This is a genomic window from Nocardioides sp. Z22_16 (assembly GCF_058134365.1).
In genome coordinates this window covers 131214-147286 of the sequence record NZ_JBYTTI010000002.1, presented here as the reverse complement: position 1 = coordinate 147286, position 16073 = coordinate 131214, and the positions used below count along the sequence as shown (strand labels likewise).

Below are 16073 nucleotides of genomic sequence, written 5' to 3'. Positions count from 1 at the left end.
CCGCCACGCAGACGACCCGCAGGCTGCTCCGGGTGGAGCCGGGGCCGGCTGGATGGAGCCGGAGCCTGCGGGTCGGGTGACTGCGGTGGATTAGCTGCTAGCTCGCAGCCACCTCACACATCCGTGAAGACTTCATCTCGCGGACCACCTCCTTTCCGTGTCCCTCCACGGTAGGCCGCCCGGCGCGTCGCGCCAAGAGGTTTTTCTCTCCGCCGGACCCCGCTGGCTAGGGCGCCAGCCGCCGGCGGACCCACCCGGCACGGTCGTGCTGGGGGCGCCGGAACTCGAGCCGGTCGTGCATCCGCCCGGGCCGTCCCTGCCAGAACTCCCACGCCAGGGGCAGCACGCGGTAGCCGCCCCACCGCGGCGGCACCGGCACCTCCGCGCCGGTGAACCGTGCCTCCGCGGCGGCGTAGGCGGCCTGGAGCTCCGCCACCGAGCCGACCGGCTCGGACTGGGCGGAGGCCCACGCGCCCAGCTGCGCACCCCGCGGCCGGGTGGCGAAGTAGGCGGCGACCTCGTCGGGCGGCAGCGACCAGGCCTCTCCGGTGACCCGCACCTGACGCTCCACCGGGTGCCAGCCGAAGAGGAGGGCGCAGCGGGGGTTGCCGGCCAGCTCGACGCCCTTGCGCGACCCCCGGTTGGTGAAGAAGACGAAGCCGCGCTCGTCGAAGCCCTTGAGCAGCACCGTCCGCGACGACGGGACCCCGCTCGCCGAGACGGTCGAGAGGACCATCGCGTTGGGCTCGTGCATCGCCGAGGCCAACGCCTCACCGAGCCAGCGCCCGAAGAGCGCGACCGGGTCCTCCCCGGCCTCCTCCTCGAGCAGGCCGTGCTCGGCGTACTCGCGGCGCAGCGCGGCGAGGGACCGCGCGGGATCGGGCTGGCTGTCCGGCTGGAGCTCCACGAGCGCGACCCTAGACCGGCCGAATGCTGCGCGGGAACCGGCCGGGGTGCAGAATTGCCGACAGCCGCATCCCCCGACGAAGGAGTCGAAGCCGCATGACCGAGGTTCACCACGGACTGGAGGGCGTCGTCGCCTTCGAGAGCGAGATCGCAGAGCCCGACAAGGAAGGGTCCGCCCTTCGCTACCGTGGTGTGGACATCGAGGAGATCGTGGGGCGCGTCCCCTTCGAGAACGTGTGGGGCCTGCTCATCGACGGCACCTACACCCCCGGGCTCCCGCCCGCGGAGGCCTACAACCTCCCGGTGCACACCGGTGACGTGCGCGTCGACGTCCAGGCCGCGATCGCGATGCTCGCGCCGGCCTTCGGCTTCGGCCAGACCTACGACATCAGCGACGAGCAGGCCCGCGAGGACCTGGCCCGGGTCGCGGTGATGGTGCTCTCCTACGCCGCTCAGTCGGCGCGCGGCCTCCACCAGCCGGTCGTCCCGCAGCGCCTCGTCGACGAGGGCAGCACCCTCGCCGAGAAGTTCCTGCTGCGCTGGAAGGGCGAGGTCGACCCCAAGCACGCGCACGCGATCGACGCCTACTGGTCCTCGGCCGCCGAGCACGGCATGAACGCCTCCACCTTCACCGCCCGGGTCATCACCTCCACCGGGGCGGACGTGGCCGCCGCCTTCTCCGGCGCGATCGGCGCGATGAGCGGCCCGCTGCACGGGGGCGCCCCGTCGCGGGTGCTGGGGATGATCGAGGACGTCGAGAAGACCGGCGACGCCCGCGCCTACGTCAAGAAGCTGCTGGACGACGGCGAGCGCCTGATGGGCTTCGGTCACCGCGTCTACCGCGCGGAGGACCCCCGCGCCCGGGTGCTGCGGCGTACCGCGCGCGAGCTCGGCGCGCCGCGCTACGAGGTCGCCGAGGCGCTCGAGAAGGCCGCCCTCGCCGAGCTGCGCGAGCGTCGCCCCGACCGGGTCCTGGAGACCAACGTGGAGTTCTGGGCGGCCATCGTCCTGGACTTCGCCGAGGTGCCCGCGCACCTGTTCACCTCGATGTTCACCTGCGCCCGCACGGGCGGCTGGTCGGCACACATCCTGGAGCAGAAGCGGACCGGCCGGCTGATCCGCCCCTCGGCGCTCTACACCGGTCCGGCCTCGCGCCCGGCCTCGGAGATCGAGGGCTGGAACCCCGACTGGTCGGCCTGACCACACGCATCGCCTGCCCTGGATCGGGTACGTCGAGGGTCGTACCCGAGACGAGAGACCCAGGAGCGACGATGACCGAGACCCCGGACAGCGAGTCCTACCACGGCTACAGCGTGGACGACGAGGACCAGCCTCAGGGGGAGGGCGACAGCCTGGTCGGCGACCGCGGGCTGGCGGAGCCGCTCGACGAGGGCTACTCGCCCCCCGAGAAGTGGTCCCCCGCCCAGGGCTACGGCAACACGCCACTCGAGGAGGCCGAGGGCGAGTCGCTGGACCAGCGGATCGCCCAGGAGGAGCCCGAGCCCGACCCGTACGAAGAGGCCGCCCGGCGGGAGGCCGACGAGGACCTCAACGACGGCGAGGTCGGTGACGAGCGGGCGGGCCGGCTGGTCGACCCCGACCAGGGGCTCGGCGAGGACACCGAGAAGGACCTGGTGGGCGAGGACGTCGGCATCGACGGCGCCGGCGCCAGCGCCGAGGAGGCCGCCGTCCACATCGTGGAGGAGTGACCCCCCGCGGCCCTGGACCTCAGCCCAGGGCCGGGGGCTGCTCCAGGTACCAGCTGGTCAGGCCGCGGGCCGCCTTGCGCGTCAGCGAGATGTGCACGTGGTCGCGGTGCCGCAGGGTCGCGGAGCAGCGGCGCTTGGTGCGGCACGAGGAGCTCAGGTAGCGCCGGGCGGAGAAACCGTCGTAGGCGGAGTAGATCCGGTCGTCCCAGATGACGTACATGATCCCCATCCGGCGAGCCAGCGCGTGCGGGTTGCCCAGCTGGTCCGGCGCCAGGATCTCGGCGAGGAACTGGTCGGCGAGCGCGCGCTGGGCGGGATCACGGTGGTCGAGCAGCCAGTCGAAGGCCCGGGCCTCCTTGTGCTCCGACGTCGAGGAGCCGGCACAGCTGCGGCCGATGGGACCGGTCCCGCCCCCGCGCGCCACCAGCGCCTCGGCCAGCATCAGCACCCCGGGCTTGGCCTGGGAGCGGCACCGGGTCTGCGGCTGGTACGACGCGTAGCCCTCCAGCACCGAGCTGTAGACCAGGGCGGTGCTCAGCAGCGGCACCCGGGCCGCGGCCTGTCGGGGCACGGGTTCGGGCGCCGGGCCGGCCTGAGCCAGGCCCGGCGCCGTCACCACCGAGGCCAGCAGGAGCACCAGCAGCGCCCTCACGACTGCTCGTGCGGACCACTCCCTGCTCACCTGCGGATCTCCTCCCCGAGTCCCTCCAGTCACGCCTGTGACGCTACGTCGGGCGGAGGGTCGCTGTCCGAAATACCGCGGAGAAAGTCAGATCAGCACGGCGTGTCGACTGGACGCGACTCGCGGGCCGACTCCGCCGAGTGCGCGGACCACAGCTCCTTGGCGAAGCAGCGGGAGAGCTCGGAGCCGCAGTAGTAGCCGTAGCCCGGGATCGGCCGGTAGCCGCCGCTCTCGTAGAGCGCGATCGCCTCGGGCTGCTTCAGCCCGGTCTCCAGCACCAGGGCGCGGATCCCCGCGGCCGCCGCCGCCTCCTCCAGCTGCGCCAGCACCTGCCGGGCCAGCCCGCGGCGCCGGTGGCTCGCGGCGACGTACATCCGCTTGATCTCCGCGCACGGCTCGCCGGTGACTCCGGCGGGCGGCTCCACCCGGCGCCACGCCCCGGTGGCCACCGGCACCTCGCCCAGGTAGCCGACGTAGAAGGCGCCGGCCGCACCCTCGAACTCGCCGGGATCCATCGGCGACTCGTCGGGTCCGCCGTAGAGGGCGACGTACTCGGCCTGGACCTGTCGCACCAGACGGACCGAGTCCGGGTGGGTGAGCGCGCGCCGCCGCAGGTGGAGGACCGGTGCGACGGGGTCGGGTACTGCGGTGCTCATGCTCGTTCCGTTTCGCTCAGCTCGTGACCGGGTGCCACAATAGGCCGCGCTGACAGTGTCGTCAGGACTCCCGTGCCTGGTCCGCAGCCGCGGGTCCCCGAAAGGATGCCTGGTGACCTCAACCGCCCACGACGCGCTCATCATCCCGGCGGAGCTGCTGCCCGCCGACGGACGCTTCGGGGCGGGGCCCTCGAAGATCCAGACGAGCCACGTCGAGGCGCTCGCCGCCACGGGCACCTCCCTGCTGGGCACCTCGCACCGCCAGGCGCCGGTCCGGCGGACGGTGGGCCGCGTGCGCGAGGGGCTGCGGGCCCTCTTCGACCTGCCCGAGGGCTACGAGGTGGTCCTCGGCAACGGCGGCGCCACGGCCTTCTGGGACGTCGCCGCCTTCGGCCTGGTCCGCAGCCGCAGCCAGCACCTCACCTTCGGGGAGTTCACCTCCAAGTTCGCCGCCTCGGTGCGGGCGGCGCCCTGGCTGGAGGAGCCGTCGGTGATCAGCTCCGAGCCAGGTTCACGCCCCGAGCCGCTGGCGGAGGAGGGCGTCGACGCCTACGCGTGGGCCCACAACGAGACCTCGACCGCCGTGATGGCGCCGGTGCTGCGTCCGCCGGGCGTCGACGAGGACGCCCTGGTCCTCGTCGACGCCACCTCGGGGGCCGGCGGCCTGCCGGTCGACGTGCGCGAGGCGGACGTCTACTACTTCGCCCCGCAGAAGTGCTTCGCCTCCGACGGCGGCCTGTGGATCGCGTTGATGTCGCCCCGCGCGCTGGCCCGCGCCGAGGAGATCGCCTCGAGCGGCCGCTACATCCCGCCGTTCTTCGACCTGCCGACCGCCATCGACAACTCCGCGAAGGACCAGACCTACAACACCCCGTCGGTCGCGACGCTCTTCCTGATGGCCGAGCAGCTGGACTGGATGAACGGCCAGGGCGGTCTCCCCGCGATGGTCGAGCGGACCACCGCCTCCTCCGACGCCCTCTACGGGTGGGCGGAGCGGTCGTCGTTCGCCACGCCGTACGTCGCCGAGGCGGCGCACCGCTCCCTGGTCATCGGGACCATCGACTTCGACGACTCCGTCGACGCCGCGCGGCTCGCCCAGGTGCTGCGCGACAACGGCATCGTCGACACCGAGCCCTACCGCAAGCTGGGCCGCAACCAGCTGCGGATCGCGATGTACCCCGCCGTGGACCCCTCCGACGTCGAGCAGCTGACCCGCTGCCTCGACCACGTGGTGGAGCGGCTCAGGACTCCTCGGTGAGCAGCTCCAGCACCGCCCGCTCCAGCGCCGCCTGACGCTCGTCGGGGGTCTTCCAGGACCGCTCGTCGACCGGCTCGATCGTCCTGCCCTCCTCGTAGGCGTCGACCACGCGCGGGTCGACGTAGGAGGTGCGGGCCAGGGTGGGGGTGTTGCCGAGGAACTCCGAGACCTCGCGGTAGCAGGCCGCGACGGCGCGCTTGCGGGAGGCCTTGGTCGCCCCGGGCTCAGGGGTGTGGGCCAGGTGGGCGGCCGCGATCACGGTGGCGTGCCAGGTGCGGAAGTCCTTGGCGGTGGCGTCCACCCCGGTGCTCTCCCGGATGTAGTCGTTGACGCTGGCCGAGTCCAGGGTCCGCCAGGTGCGCCCGTCCTTCCAGGCCAGGAGCCTGGGCTGCTCGCGGTCGCGCCGCCGGCGCATCACCTCCAGCGCCTCGACCACGGCGGGGTCGTCGATCTCGATGCAGTGCTCCACCCCGGACTTGCCCTGGAAGCAGAAGGTCAGCCGCCGGCCGCGCCGGGAGACGTGGCGCCGCTCGAGCGTGGTGAGACCGAAGCTGCCGTTCTGGTCGGCGTAGACGTCGTTGCCGATCCGGAAGTAGCCCAGGTCGAGCAGCCGCACCGCGACCGCGCACGCCCGGCCCAGCTCCATCCCCTCGGCGCCGAGGTCGGTGAGCACCTTCTCCCGCGCCACCGACATCGCCCGGCCGAACTCGAGCACCCGGTCGAACTTGGCCGCGTCCCGCTTGGCCCGCCACTGCGGGTGGTAGAGGTACTGCCGGCGCCCCGCGTCGTCGGTCCCCACCGCCTGCAGGTGACCGTGCGGGTAGGGCGTGACCCAGACGTCGCGCCAGGCCGGGGGGATCACCAGGTCCCGCACCCGCTGGGCATCCTCCTCCTCGAGGCGACGCCCGTGCTCGTCGAGGTAGACGAACCCCTTGCCGGCGCGGCGACGGGTCCAGCCCGGCTGGTCCGGGGAGGTGCGGCGCAGGCGAGGCATGGGCTCATCCTCACACCCAGGGCAAGAGGGCGCGCCGCACGTGCTGCCACCACCCCGGTGGTCCGGCCGGTGCGTCGTCCTCGCCCGGCGTCCCGGCCAGCAGGCGCCGCAGGTCGTCGGGGAGATCGACCCGCAGCACCTCGCTGCGGGCCCCCTCGGTGCTGATCCAGACCTCGCCGTCGGCGGTGACGGCGAGCCCCTCCCCCTGGGGCTGCGCGGGCAGCTCGAGCTCGGCGACCCGCTCCAGCTCGGGGTGGGAGTAGACGTGCAGCCGGTCGTAGGTGCGGAGCAGGAGGTGACGCCCGTCGGGCCAGAAGGCGCCGTCGGTGACCATGCCGGCGACCCGCCCGACCTCGGTCATCGGGTTGGGCCCCGCCGGGTCCAGCGCGGCGGGGGCGGCCATCAGCTCCCCGCCGAAGACCCCCTTGCTCACCACCATGAGCCGGCCGGTGACCGGGTGCGCCAGCAGCGCCTCGGCGTCCCGCGCGCCGTCGGGCCAGGTCAGCCGCCACCGCGGCGCCGCCACCTCCACCGTGCTCCGGCCGACGGGGACCCTCGCCACCTCGACCGAGCCGCGGGCGCGGAGGTTGTCGCCGATGTCGGCGACCCACACCTCGCCCGGACCCGCCGGAGCCAGCGCCTCGACGTCGACGGGGTCCTGCGCCCAGGTGGTGACCCCCACCGTCCGGCCCGTCCCCGGGTCGACGGCGAAGACCCGGCCGGTGTCGCCGCTGTCGTTGACCGTGGCGAGCAGCGGACCGGGCTCGTCGGCCGGCTGCGGGACCACGGCCAGGCCCGAGGACTCCACGATCGCCGGGTCGGTCATCACCGTGACCACCTCGCCCCGCGGGGCCGCGTCCCCGGCCGCCGCGCCCAGCACGAACGGCGTGGCCAGCACCAGGCCGGCGGCCCAGGTCCGCGGCGGGCTCACAGGTCCAGGAGCTCGGCCAGGTGCGGCCGGATCCCCCACGCGGCGACCAGGTCGTCGTACTCCTTGCGGACCCCGCCACCCTTCACCGGGCCACTGCTGCGCACCGCACGCAGCAGGGTGTTGCGGGGGGTGTGCTCGCTCTCCACGAACTCGACCACGTCGACCCGGTAGCCCTGGAGCCGGAGGATGGAGGCGCGCAGCGCGTCGGTGAGGGTGTCGGCGAAGCGCTCACGCAGGATGCCGTGCCGGGTGAGCATCGCGTACGGCGCGGGCGTGGGCGTGCGCCGCAGCTGGGCCGCGACGTCGTGGTGGCAGCAGGGGGCGGCCAGCACCAGCGGCGCCTCCCAGCCCACTGCGCGGGCGAGGGCCTCGTCGGTGGCGGTGTCGCAGGCGTGCAGCGCCAGCACCACGTCGGGTGCCTCGTCGAGCTCGGCCGCGGCGATGCTGCCCACCACGAAGTCGGCCGCGATGCCGAGGCCCGCCGCCACCGAGGCGTTGTGGTCGGCGGACTGCTGCTTCACGTCGACACCGGTCACCTGGACCGGCAGGCCGCGGACGTGGGTGAGGAACCGCTGCGCCGCGAAGGTCAGGTAGGCGTTGCCGCAGCCGAGGTCGACCACCCGCAACGGCTCCTCGGCGGTGGGGCGCCGCAGGTGCCCCTTGGCCAGGGCGTCGGTGAGGGAGGCGTCGAGGAGCCGGAGGAACTCCTCGACCTGGCGGTACTTCGCCTGGCGGCTGGGCTTGATCTTTCCCTCGGCGGTGGAGATGCCCAGGGCGACGAGGACGGGGTCGTCCTCGGCCAGCAGCCGCTCCTTGTCGCGGTCGTGCTCGCGGTCGACCGCCACCGCCTCGCCGCGCTCGGTGGTGTGCACCAGCGCCTCGAGCTTCTTGGTCACCCGCACCTGGTGCTGCTGCGTGGTGGTCTCCACGTGCCAGTTGCCGAAGGGCTCGTCCATCAGGTCGTCGACGGCGTCCCGGGCGGGGCTCGGACGCCCCGGCTCCCCGACGGCGTAGTTGGAGGTGTGGGCCTGGGTCTCGTCGTAGGCCGTGACCTGCAGGTGGAGCCCGGCCTTGAGGTCGACGTAGCGCAGCTCGACCCGCTTCCAGCGCGGCTGGGAGCCCTTCTTCCGCCCCGAGGCGACGGCCCGGACCAGCACGTCCGGGTCGAGGATCAGGCTGCGCATCCGGGCCAGTGCGCGCAGCAGGGGTTCGGCGGCCATCAGCGCACTCTCACTTCACCAGGGCGGCGACCAGGACGATCAGGATCAGACCCCCGAGCGCCAGCGGGATCACGAGTCGACGGTGGTGCGGGTTCATGGGGTCGATGCTAGTTCCCTCAGGCCAGGCGACCACATCTGCCAAGGTCCGCCCGGGGCGGTCGGGAGGCGTCCGTCACGCCTGTCGCGCAGGTGCCTCCGGGAGCCGCCCGGCGAGGAGCTCGGCGAGGTGGAGCGCCTTGACGTCGGCCAGGTCGTCGAGCTGCAGGCGGCAGGAGAGTCCGTCCGCCAGCACCACGGCGTCGGGGTTGGCCCGGACCGCCGGGAGCAGCTGGAGCTCGGCGACCGCCACCGAGACGTCGTAGTGGCCCTGCTCCATGCCGAAGTTCCCGGCCAGGCCGCAGCAGCCGCCGACCCGGGTGACCGTCGCACCCGCCCGCTCGAGCAGCCTGGCGTCGGCCTGCCAGCCCACCACGGACTGCTGGTGGCAGTGCGGCTGGGCCACCACCTCGACGCCGCTCAGGTCCCTCGGCTGCCAGCCGCGCTCGTCGGAGAGCCGGGTCAGCAGCTCCGCGAGCGAACGGACGCCGGCGGCGACCTCCTCGGCCCGCGGGTCGTCGCTGAGCTGGACGGCGTCGGAGCGCAGGGTGGCCAGGCACGACGGCTCGAGCGCGATCACCGGGGAGCCGGAGGCGACGTAGGGCGCCAGCGCCTCGATCGTCTCCTGCATGGTGCTCCGCGCCTTGTCGAGCTGACCGGTCGAGATCCAGGTCAGCCCGCAGCAGGCGTCCGGCCCGATGAGGGCGGCCGTCAGGCCGGCCTCCCCGAGCAGCTGGATCGCCGCCTGGGCGGCGGAGGGCCGGAAGTGGTCGGTGAAGGTGTCCGCCCAGATCCAGACGTCCACCTGGGGCGCGGGCGACTCCAGCGTCCGTGTGCCCAGCGCCCGTGTGCCCAGCGTCCGTGTGCCCAGAGTCGACCGGGCGGTCCGCGTCGCGACCTGCGGCAGCGACCGGCGCGGGTCGATCCCCGCCGCCTTCATCGCGATCCGGGCCACCGGGCCCGCGGCCATCGCCCGGTTGGCCAGGCCCCGGCCGAACCGCTTGGGCGCGAGCCGGACCAGCGCCGGCAGCCAGCCCAGCGTGTAGTGGGTGCGGGGCCGCCGCCGCCCCCGGTAGGTCTGGTGCAGCACCTCGGACTTGTAGGTGGCCATGTCGACCCCGGTGGGGCAGTCGCTCGAGCAGCCCTTGCAGGAGAGGCAGAGGTCGAGCGCGTCGTGCACGGCCGGGTCGGCGAGACCGTCGACCAGGGTGCCGTCGAGCGCCTCCTGGAGCACGCGCGCGCGACCCCGGGTGGAGTCCTTCTCGTCGCGGGTGGCCTGCCAGGAGGGGCACATCACCGACGAGGCCGGTCCGGTGGCGGGGCCGGCGACGCACTTGCCGACCCCGGTGCACCGGTGCACCGCGCGGCCCATTGACCCGCCGTCCTCCACGAAGCGGAGCAGGGTGGGCACCTTGGCCACGGGCCGGCCGGGACGCAGGTCGGCGTCGACCGGCGCCGGGTCGACCAGCACGCCGGGGTTGAGCAGCCCCTCGGGGTCGCAGATCGCCTTCGCCGCCCCGAAGAGCCGCAGCGAGTCGGCGTCGTACATCCGCGACAGCAGCTCCGAGCGGGCCCGTCCGTCCCCGTGCTCACCGGAGAGCGAGCCGCCGAGGGCGACGATCCGGTCGGTGGCCGCCTCGAGGAACTCGCGGAAGACGACCCGCCCGCCGTCGGGGGCGTCCCCGTCGAAGGGGAAGTCGATGCGGGCGTGCACGCAGCCGTCGCCGAAGTGGCCGTAGGGCACCCCGTCGAGGTCGAACTCGCGCAGCACCTCGTCGAACTCGCGCAGCCAGGCGCCGAGCTTCTCCGGCGGCACCGCGGCGTCCTCCCAGCCCGCGTACGCCGGGCGGCTCAGGCTGCGCGCGGCCAGGCCCGCCCCGTCCTCACGGATCCGCCACAGGGCGACCGCCGCGGCGTCGTCGTCGACCTCCAGTCGCGACAGCTCCTCGGCGGGCGGCAGCACCCCTTCTCCGGTGAGCTCGACGAAGAGCCACCCAGCGCCCCGCGGCAGCTCGGGGACGGCCTTGCCGGCCCCGCGGACCAGCTCGACGATCCGGGCGTCCAGGCCCTCGCACGCGACCAGGCCGAGACCCTGCTCGCGGGCGCCGGCGAGGATGCCCGGCACCGCGTCGGCCGCCTCGATCATCGAGGGGTAGCCCAGCACCACCAGGCGCCGGGGCTCCTCCTCGACCATCCGCACGGTCGCCTCGAGGACCAGCCCGAGGGTGCCCTCGGAGCCGACCACGAAGCGGCTCACGTCCCGGCCGTGCTCGGGGAGCAGGTGCTCCAGCGAGTAGCCGCTCACCTGCCGGGAGAACCGGCCGAAGTGCCGGCGCACGTGCCCCAGCTCGCCGTCCACCAGGTCGACCAGGCCCCGGCTCACCGGGTCGGTCGGCGCGGTGCCGCCGGCCAGGGTGGCGGAGGTGCCGTCGCCCCACAGCACCTCGAGGCCCAGCACGTTGTCACTGGTCCGTCCGTAGCCGAGCGCCCGGGAGCCGCAGGCGTTGTTGCCGATCATCCCGCCGATCGTGCAGCGGGTGTGGGTCGACGGGTCGGGGCCGAAGCGGACCCCGTGCGGGGCCGCGGCGCGTTGCAGCGAGGCGTGCACCACCCCGGGCTCGACCCGCGCGGTCCTCGCCTCGCCGTCGACCTCGAGCACCCGGTGGAGGTGGCGGCTGGTGTCGACCACGATGCCCGGCCCCACCGCGTTGCCGGCGATCGAGGTCCCGGCCCCGCGCATGGTCAGCGGCATCCCGCTCTCGCGGGCCACCGACAGCACGGCCGCCAGCTCGTCGCGGTGCCGCGGCCGGACGACCACCTGGGGCACCACGCGGTAGAGCGAGGCGTCGGTGGAGTAGGTCGCCCGGGTGACCGTGGCGTCCGAGGCGTCGGTGACGCCGGCGCGCCGCAGCGCCGCCAGCACGTCGGTGGATCCGCCCAGTCGACTCACCGGATGGACCTCGTGGCGCACGTCATGGGCCAATTGTGAACCACGCCGCCCCACCCGCCCGACTCACCACAGGGACATGGAACCGCGGAAGACCTCCGCGAGGTCCTCCTCGCCCACCGCGCGGGGGGCGGTGGCCAGCAGCCGCTGCTGGGCCATGGCGCCGTCGACCAGGGCGTCGACGTCGGCGTCGAGGTAGCCGACCGCGGCCAGCCCGTTGGGGATGCCGATGTCGCGCATCAGCGCGCTGAGCACCGACGGGAGCGCCTCGGGACCGGTGGCGGTGGTGCCGGGGTCGAGCAGCCGGGCGGCCTCCAGGTGGCGCCCGGGGTCGGCCTCGAAGGTGAAGCGGAAGGCCGCCGGAGCGGTGAGCGAGACGGCCATCCCGTGCGGCACGATCGCCCCCTCCCCCGGGTACCCCTCGGGACGGAAGTCACGGACCCGCCCGGCGATCGGGTAGGCGCAGGCGTGCGGCACGTGGACGCCGGCGTTGCCGAAGCCGAGCCCGGCGAAGGTCGCCGCCAGGGCCATCTGCTCCCGCGCCCGGCCGTCGCCACCGTCGCGGACGGCGTCGCGGAAGGCCCCCGCCAGCAGGCCCAGCGCCCGGGTCGCCCACATGTCGGCGATCGGGTTGGCCCCGCAGTAGGGCACCCGCTGCTCGGGCGTCTTCGCGTCGAAGTCGGCGTACCAGCGAGCCGTCCACGACTCCAGCGCGTGGCAGAGGATGTCCATGCCGGCCGCCGCGGTGACCGCCGGGGGCTGGCTCATCGTCAGGTCGGGATCGACCACGGCCAGGGTGGGGCGGAGCGCGGGGTGGCTGATCCCGGTCTTGACCTCGAGAGCCAGCACGTCGAGCACGCAGATGGTGGTCGACTCCGACCCGGTGCCGGTGGTGGTCGGCACGGCCACCAGGGGCAGCAGGGGGCGCTGCGGCGCCCGCCCCTTCCCGATCGGGGCGTTGAGGTAGTCCATCAGCTCGCCGTCGTTGGTGGTGAGCAGGTTGACCGCCTTGGCGGTGTCGATGCTGGAGCCGCCCCCGACCGCGAGGACGGCCCCGAACGGGCCGGCGTCGCGCGCGAAGCCGATCGCGTGCTCCAGGGAGGCGTCGGTCGGCTCGACGTGCACCTCGTCGTACGTCGTGACCTCCAGGCCCGCGGCCCCCAGCTGGTCGGCGATCCGCGCCGGGTGGCCGGTGGCGGCCACCCCAGGGTCGGTGACCAGCAGGACCCGCGAGGCGCCCAGGGCGCGCAGGTCGTGGGCGAGCTCACCGGAGGCGCCGCGCCCGAACTTCAGCGCGGGTGCCGCGTAGGTGAAGATGTGCTCGCTCACAAGATGCTCCTCAGTGCCGGGGGTGGGCCACAGCGTGCCTCACCACGTCCAATACCTCCACCGTGCCGTCCTCGATCTGTGCGAGCGGCACAAACGCGGCAGCGTCCGTTGTGCCGTCGACCTCGACGACCCGGGGCTCGGCCCCGTCGGCTCCCCCGGTCACCGTCGCGTCGAAGATGAGGTGCACGCCGTGGAAGTCCTCGAACCGGCCGTTCGGCGCGGTCCCGGAGAAGTGCACGTCGTGCACGTCGAGCAGCGCGCCGACGCGGCACTCCAGCCCGGTCTCCTCCCGCACCTCGCGGGCGAGGGCCGCCGCCGGCCGCTCCCCGTGGTCGACTCCCCCGCCCGGCAGCGTCCAGCTCCCGGCGTGGAAGCCGCGCGCGGAGATCCGGGTCAGCAGCACCTCCTCACCCGACGTCCCGGCCCGGCGGACCAGGGCGTAGGCCGCCACCCGCTGCTTCCGCGCCGGCTGCAGGTCGGCCAGCGCCTCGGTCACCATCGGCACCACCGGGACCGTCCCGGCCACGACGTCGGCCAGCGGCTTCCACGCGGCCTCCACCGTCGACCCGTCCACCTCGACCACGTGAGGCTCCGGGGACGTGGGGGGCACCCAGCCCTCGTAGACGATGCGCAGGGCGTGGGCGTCGACCACCCGGCCCTCCCGCCGCACCCCCGGCATGTGGGCGGAGTAGACGCGGGTGGTCTCGCTGACGGTGACCGCCAGGCCGGTCTCCTCGTGGACCTCCCGCACCACGGCCGCGCGGGGGTCCTCCCCGTGGTCCAGCCCGCCGCCGGGCAGCGTCCAGAGCTCGTGGGGGGCGATCCGCTCGGAGATGCGGCTCAGCAGGACCTCCTCACCCGTCTCGCCCATCCGTCGGATCACGGCGTAGGCCGCCACGCGCTGGTGCCTGGGCAGGCCGCCGGGGGTACTCATGGCCCAAGGCTATGGTGACGGCGTGCCCAGACGCCGGGACCCGTGGCTGGACAACGCCAAGACCGTGCTCGTGGTCCTGGTGGTGGTCGGCCATGCGCTCGTGCTGCTGCCCACCGGAGACCTGAAGTCGCGCGCCTACGACTTCATCTACTACTTCCACATGCCGGCCTTCGTGCTGCTCACCGGCTACCTGTCGCGCAGCTTCCGGTGGACCCGTCAGCACCTGTGGTCGCTGGTCACCACCCTGGCGGTCCCCTACCTGCTCTTCGAGCTCCTGATGGCCCTGTGGCGGGTCCACGTGGTCCACCAGGTCTCCAGCCTGGAGGTGCTCTCCCCGCTCTGGCTCAACCCGCACTGGCCGATGTGGTACCTGATGGTCCTCATCCTGTGGCGCCTCGCCACGCCGGTCCTGAGGCTGCACTGGCTGATGGTGCCGGCCTCGGTGGCGGTGAGCCTGCTCGCCGGGGAAGTCGACGTCGAGCTCCTCGACCTCAACCGCGCGCTCGGGCTGCTGCCCTTCTTCGTCGTCGGGCTGCACCTGCCTCGCGCCGTCCTGGGGGCCGTCCGGGCCCGCGGCTCCGGCCTCGTGGGCCTGGCCGTGCTGGCCGGGCTCTGGTGGCTCGCCGCCCGGACCGACGACCACTGGTCGACCCAGTGGCTCTACTACCGCAACTCCTACGACACCCTGGGCGTCGGGCTCGCCGAGGGCGCCGAGATCCGGGCCCAGCTGATCGCGATCGCCCTCCTGGGCACTCTCGCGGTGCTGAGCCTGGTGCCGCACCGGCGCACGGCCGTCACCGACGTCGGCGCCTACACGATGGGGGTCTACCTGCTGCACGGCTTCGTCATCCGCTGGGTGGAGGCGCAGGGCTACCAGGAGTGGATGCCGGGGAACGGCTGGGCGTCGCTGGCCATCACCGTGGCCGCGGCGGTGGCGCTGGCCCTGCTGCTCGGCTGGCGTCCGCTGGCCACCCGGCTGCTCTGGCTGGTCGACCCGATCAACACCTTCACCCGGTGGCGCGCGGAGCGGGCACGACCCCAGGTCCCCACGTCGGGCTGACCGCGGCGCCGTCTACTCGGTCAGCTGCTCCCCGGTGGAGTCACGAGAAGGGCGGGCGCGCGTCCAGCGCCAGTGACCGCCGGCCCGCCCAGCGCCACACCCGCGCGGCCCGGTCCCGGTCCTCCTCGGTGACGAGGTTGCCCATCCAGCGCAGCGCGAGCGTCATCAGCCAGTCCGAGCGCATCCCCGCCGGCCCGAGGGCGGCCACCACCCGCGGGACGGTGGCGATCCCGGCGAGCCGCCGGGCGATGGAGAACGCCTCGCCGTAGTGCTCGCGCAGCAGCGCCGGCCACGCCTCGCCCAGGTCGCCGCCGTCCGCGATCGTCTCCGCGACCAGCCGGCCGGTCTCCAGCCCGTAGTCGATGCCCTCGCCGTTGAGCGGGTTGACGCAGGCGGCGGCGTCACCGATCAGCGCCCAGTTGCGGCCGGCGACGTTGCTGACCGCACCGCCCATCGGCAGCAGCGCGGAGGTCTCGGCCCGCAGCTGGCCGGTGATCCCGAAGTCGGCGCGGCGCTGCTCGGCGTAGAAGCGCATCAGCGGCTTGACCGCGATGTCGGCCGGCCGCTTCGAGGTGGCCAGCGCCCCCACACCGAGGTTCACCTCGCCGGTGCCGAGGGGGAAGATCCAGCCGTACCCCGAGAGCACCTTGCCGGTCTCGTCGCGCAGCTCCAGGTGGGAGGAGATCCACGGGTCGTCGGACATGGTCGAGGCGACGTAGGAGCGGCCGGCCACGCCGTAGACGGTGTCGCGGTGCCACTCCCGGCCCAGCTTCTTGCCCAGCGGCGAGCGGACCCCCTCGGCCACCACGAGCCAGCGGCAGCGGACCTCGGTGCGGACGCCGTCGCGCTCCAGCACCACGGCGGCCACCCGGTCGCCGTCCCTCACGACGTCGACCGCCTTGGTGCCGTCGACCGCGGTGGCGCCCCACTTGATGGCGGTGCTGCGCAGGTGGTCGTCGAGCTCGGTGCGCGCGACGGCCGAGCCCCAGTCGGGCAGCGTGCCACCCGGCACCGCCCACGGCAGGTGCAGGGTCTGGCCGAAGCCGTGGGCGCGGAGCCCCTGGTTGACGGTGTGCGCGCGGAGCCAGTCCTCGAGGCCGAGCCTGGTGAGCTCGCCGATGGCGCGGGGGGTGAGGCCGTCGCCGCAGGTCTTGTCGCGGGGGAAGACCGCCATGTCGACCAGGAGGGAGTCCAGGCCGTGGCGGGCGGCCCAGGCTGCGGCGGCCGAGCCCGCGGGACCGGCGCCGACGACGAGGACGTCGGTCTGGGCAGGCAGTGGCTCTGGCACCCGCCGATTCTCTCAGGCCGCGGGTGAGTGCCCAAACCGCCCTCGACAGCGGCCTCCCCAGAT

At 74.0% G+C, this 16073-nt stretch carries 15 protein-coding genes; 4 read left to right on the top strand and 11 right to left on the bottom strand.

The features are described 5' to 3' along the window. Positions 1 to 226 precede the first annotated feature (226 nt). A complete protein-coding gene (gene pdxH, locus AC3X7R_RS04890; protein WP_489964443.1) occupies positions 227 to 907 on the bottom strand; it encodes a pyridoxamine 5'-phosphate oxidase in 681 nt (226 codons plus the stop codon). 95 nt (positions 908 to 1002) lie between these two features. On the opposite strand from pdxH, the gene AC3X7R_RS04885 reads away from it, so the two are divergent. Then, on the top strand, positions 1003 to 2106 hold the full coding sequence (locus tag AC3X7R_RS04885) for a citrate synthase 2 (RefSeq protein ID WP_489964442.1): 1104 nt from the start codon (positions 1003 to 1005) through the stop codon (positions 2104 to 2106). 71 nt (positions 2107 to 2177) lie between these two features. Beyond that, on the top strand, positions 2178 to 2615 hold the full coding sequence (locus AC3X7R_RS04880) for a DUF5709 domain-containing protein (protein WP_489964441.1): 438 nt from the start codon (positions 2178 to 2180) through the stop codon (positions 2613 to 2615). A gap of 19 nt (positions 2616 to 2634) precedes the next feature. Here AC3X7R_RS04880 and AC3X7R_RS04875 read toward each other — a convergent pair whose 3' ends face one another. Continuing rightward, entirely contained in the window at positions 2635 to 3297 is a 663-nt protein-coding gene (locus tag AC3X7R_RS04875) for a VldE C-terminal domain-containing protein (protein ID WP_489964440.1), read from the bottom strand. Between the two features lie 92 nt (positions 3298 to 3389). After that, positions 3390 to 3953, bottom strand: coding sequence for a GNAT family N-acetyltransferase (locus AC3X7R_RS04870; protein ID WP_489964439.1), 564 nt, complete (start codon positions 3951 to 3953; stop codon positions 3390 to 3392). Positions 3954 to 4062: 109 nt separating this feature from the next. Between AC3X7R_RS04870 and serC the strand changes: the two genes are divergently transcribed. Then, on the top strand, positions 4063 to 5211 hold the full coding sequence (gene serC, locus AC3X7R_RS04865) for a phosphoserine transaminase (protein ID WP_489965131.1): 1149 nt from the start codon (positions 4063 to 4065) through the stop codon (positions 5209 to 5211). Here serC and AC3X7R_RS04860 read toward each other — a convergent pair. From AC3X7R_RS04860 to AC3X7R_RS04830, 7 genes are all read right to left on the bottom strand, one after another. Beyond that, positions 5195 to 6205, bottom strand: a complete 1011-nt coding sequence (locus tag AC3X7R_RS04860) for a DNA topoisomerase IB (protein WP_489964438.1) — start codon at positions 6203 to 6205, stop codon at positions 5195 to 5197. The two genes, serC and AC3X7R_RS04860, sit on opposite strands and share 17 nt — an antisense overlap. A gap of 10 nt (positions 6206 to 6215) precedes the next feature. Continuing rightward, a complete protein-coding gene (locus tag AC3X7R_RS04855; RefSeq protein ID WP_489964437.1) occupies positions 6216 to 7136 on the bottom strand; it encodes a hypothetical protein in 921 nt (306 codons plus the stop codon). Continuing rightward, entirely contained in the window at positions 7133 to 8356 is a 1224-nt protein-coding gene (locus AC3X7R_RS04850; RefSeq protein ID WP_489964436.1) for a class I SAM-dependent methyltransferase, read from the bottom strand. Before AC3X7R_RS04850 ends, AC3X7R_RS04855 begins: the two co-directional genes overlap by 4 nt. A gap of 10 nt (positions 8357 to 8366) precedes the next feature. After that, positions 8367 to 8489: a hypothetical protein gene (locus AC3X7R_RS04845; RefSeq protein ID WP_489964435.1), complete on the bottom strand. Its 123-nt coding sequence runs from the start codon at positions 8487 to 8489 to the stop codon at positions 8367 to 8369. Between the two features lie 39 nt (positions 8490 to 8528). Further along, positions 8529 to 11402, bottom strand: coding sequence for an FAD-binding and (Fe-S)-binding domain-containing protein (locus AC3X7R_RS04840; RefSeq protein ID WP_489964434.1), 2874 nt, complete (start codon positions 11400 to 11402; stop codon positions 8529 to 8531). 63 nt (positions 11403 to 11465) lie between these two features. Then, complete coding sequence (locus tag AC3X7R_RS04835) at positions 11466 to 12728, bottom strand: hydroxyacid-oxoacid transhydrogenase (protein WP_489964433.1); 1263 nt, start codon at positions 12726 to 12728, stop codon at positions 11466 to 11468. A gap of 10 nt (positions 12729 to 12738) precedes the next feature. Next, positions 12739 to 13662, bottom strand: coding sequence for an NUDIX domain-containing protein (locus AC3X7R_RS04830; RefSeq protein WP_489964432.1), 924 nt, complete (start codon positions 13660 to 13662; stop codon positions 12739 to 12741). A gap of 22 nt (positions 13663 to 13684) precedes the next feature. Here AC3X7R_RS04830 and AC3X7R_RS04825 point away from each other — a divergent pair, with 22 nt between their 5' ends. Continuing rightward, positions 13685 to 14722 carry an acyltransferase family protein gene (locus AC3X7R_RS04825; protein WP_489964431.1) on the top strand — a complete coding sequence of 346 codons (1038 nt, stop codon included), beginning with the start codon at positions 13685 to 13687 and terminating at the stop codon, positions 14720 to 14722. 40 nt (positions 14723 to 14762) lie between these two features. On the opposite strand, the gene AC3X7R_RS04820 is transcribed toward AC3X7R_RS04825, so the two are convergent. Continuing rightward, positions 14763 to 16010, bottom strand: coding sequence for a geranylgeranyl reductase family protein (locus tag AC3X7R_RS04820; protein WP_489964430.1), 1248 nt, complete (start codon positions 16008 to 16010; stop codon positions 14763 to 14765). Positions 16011 to 16073: the final 63 nt, after the last annotated feature.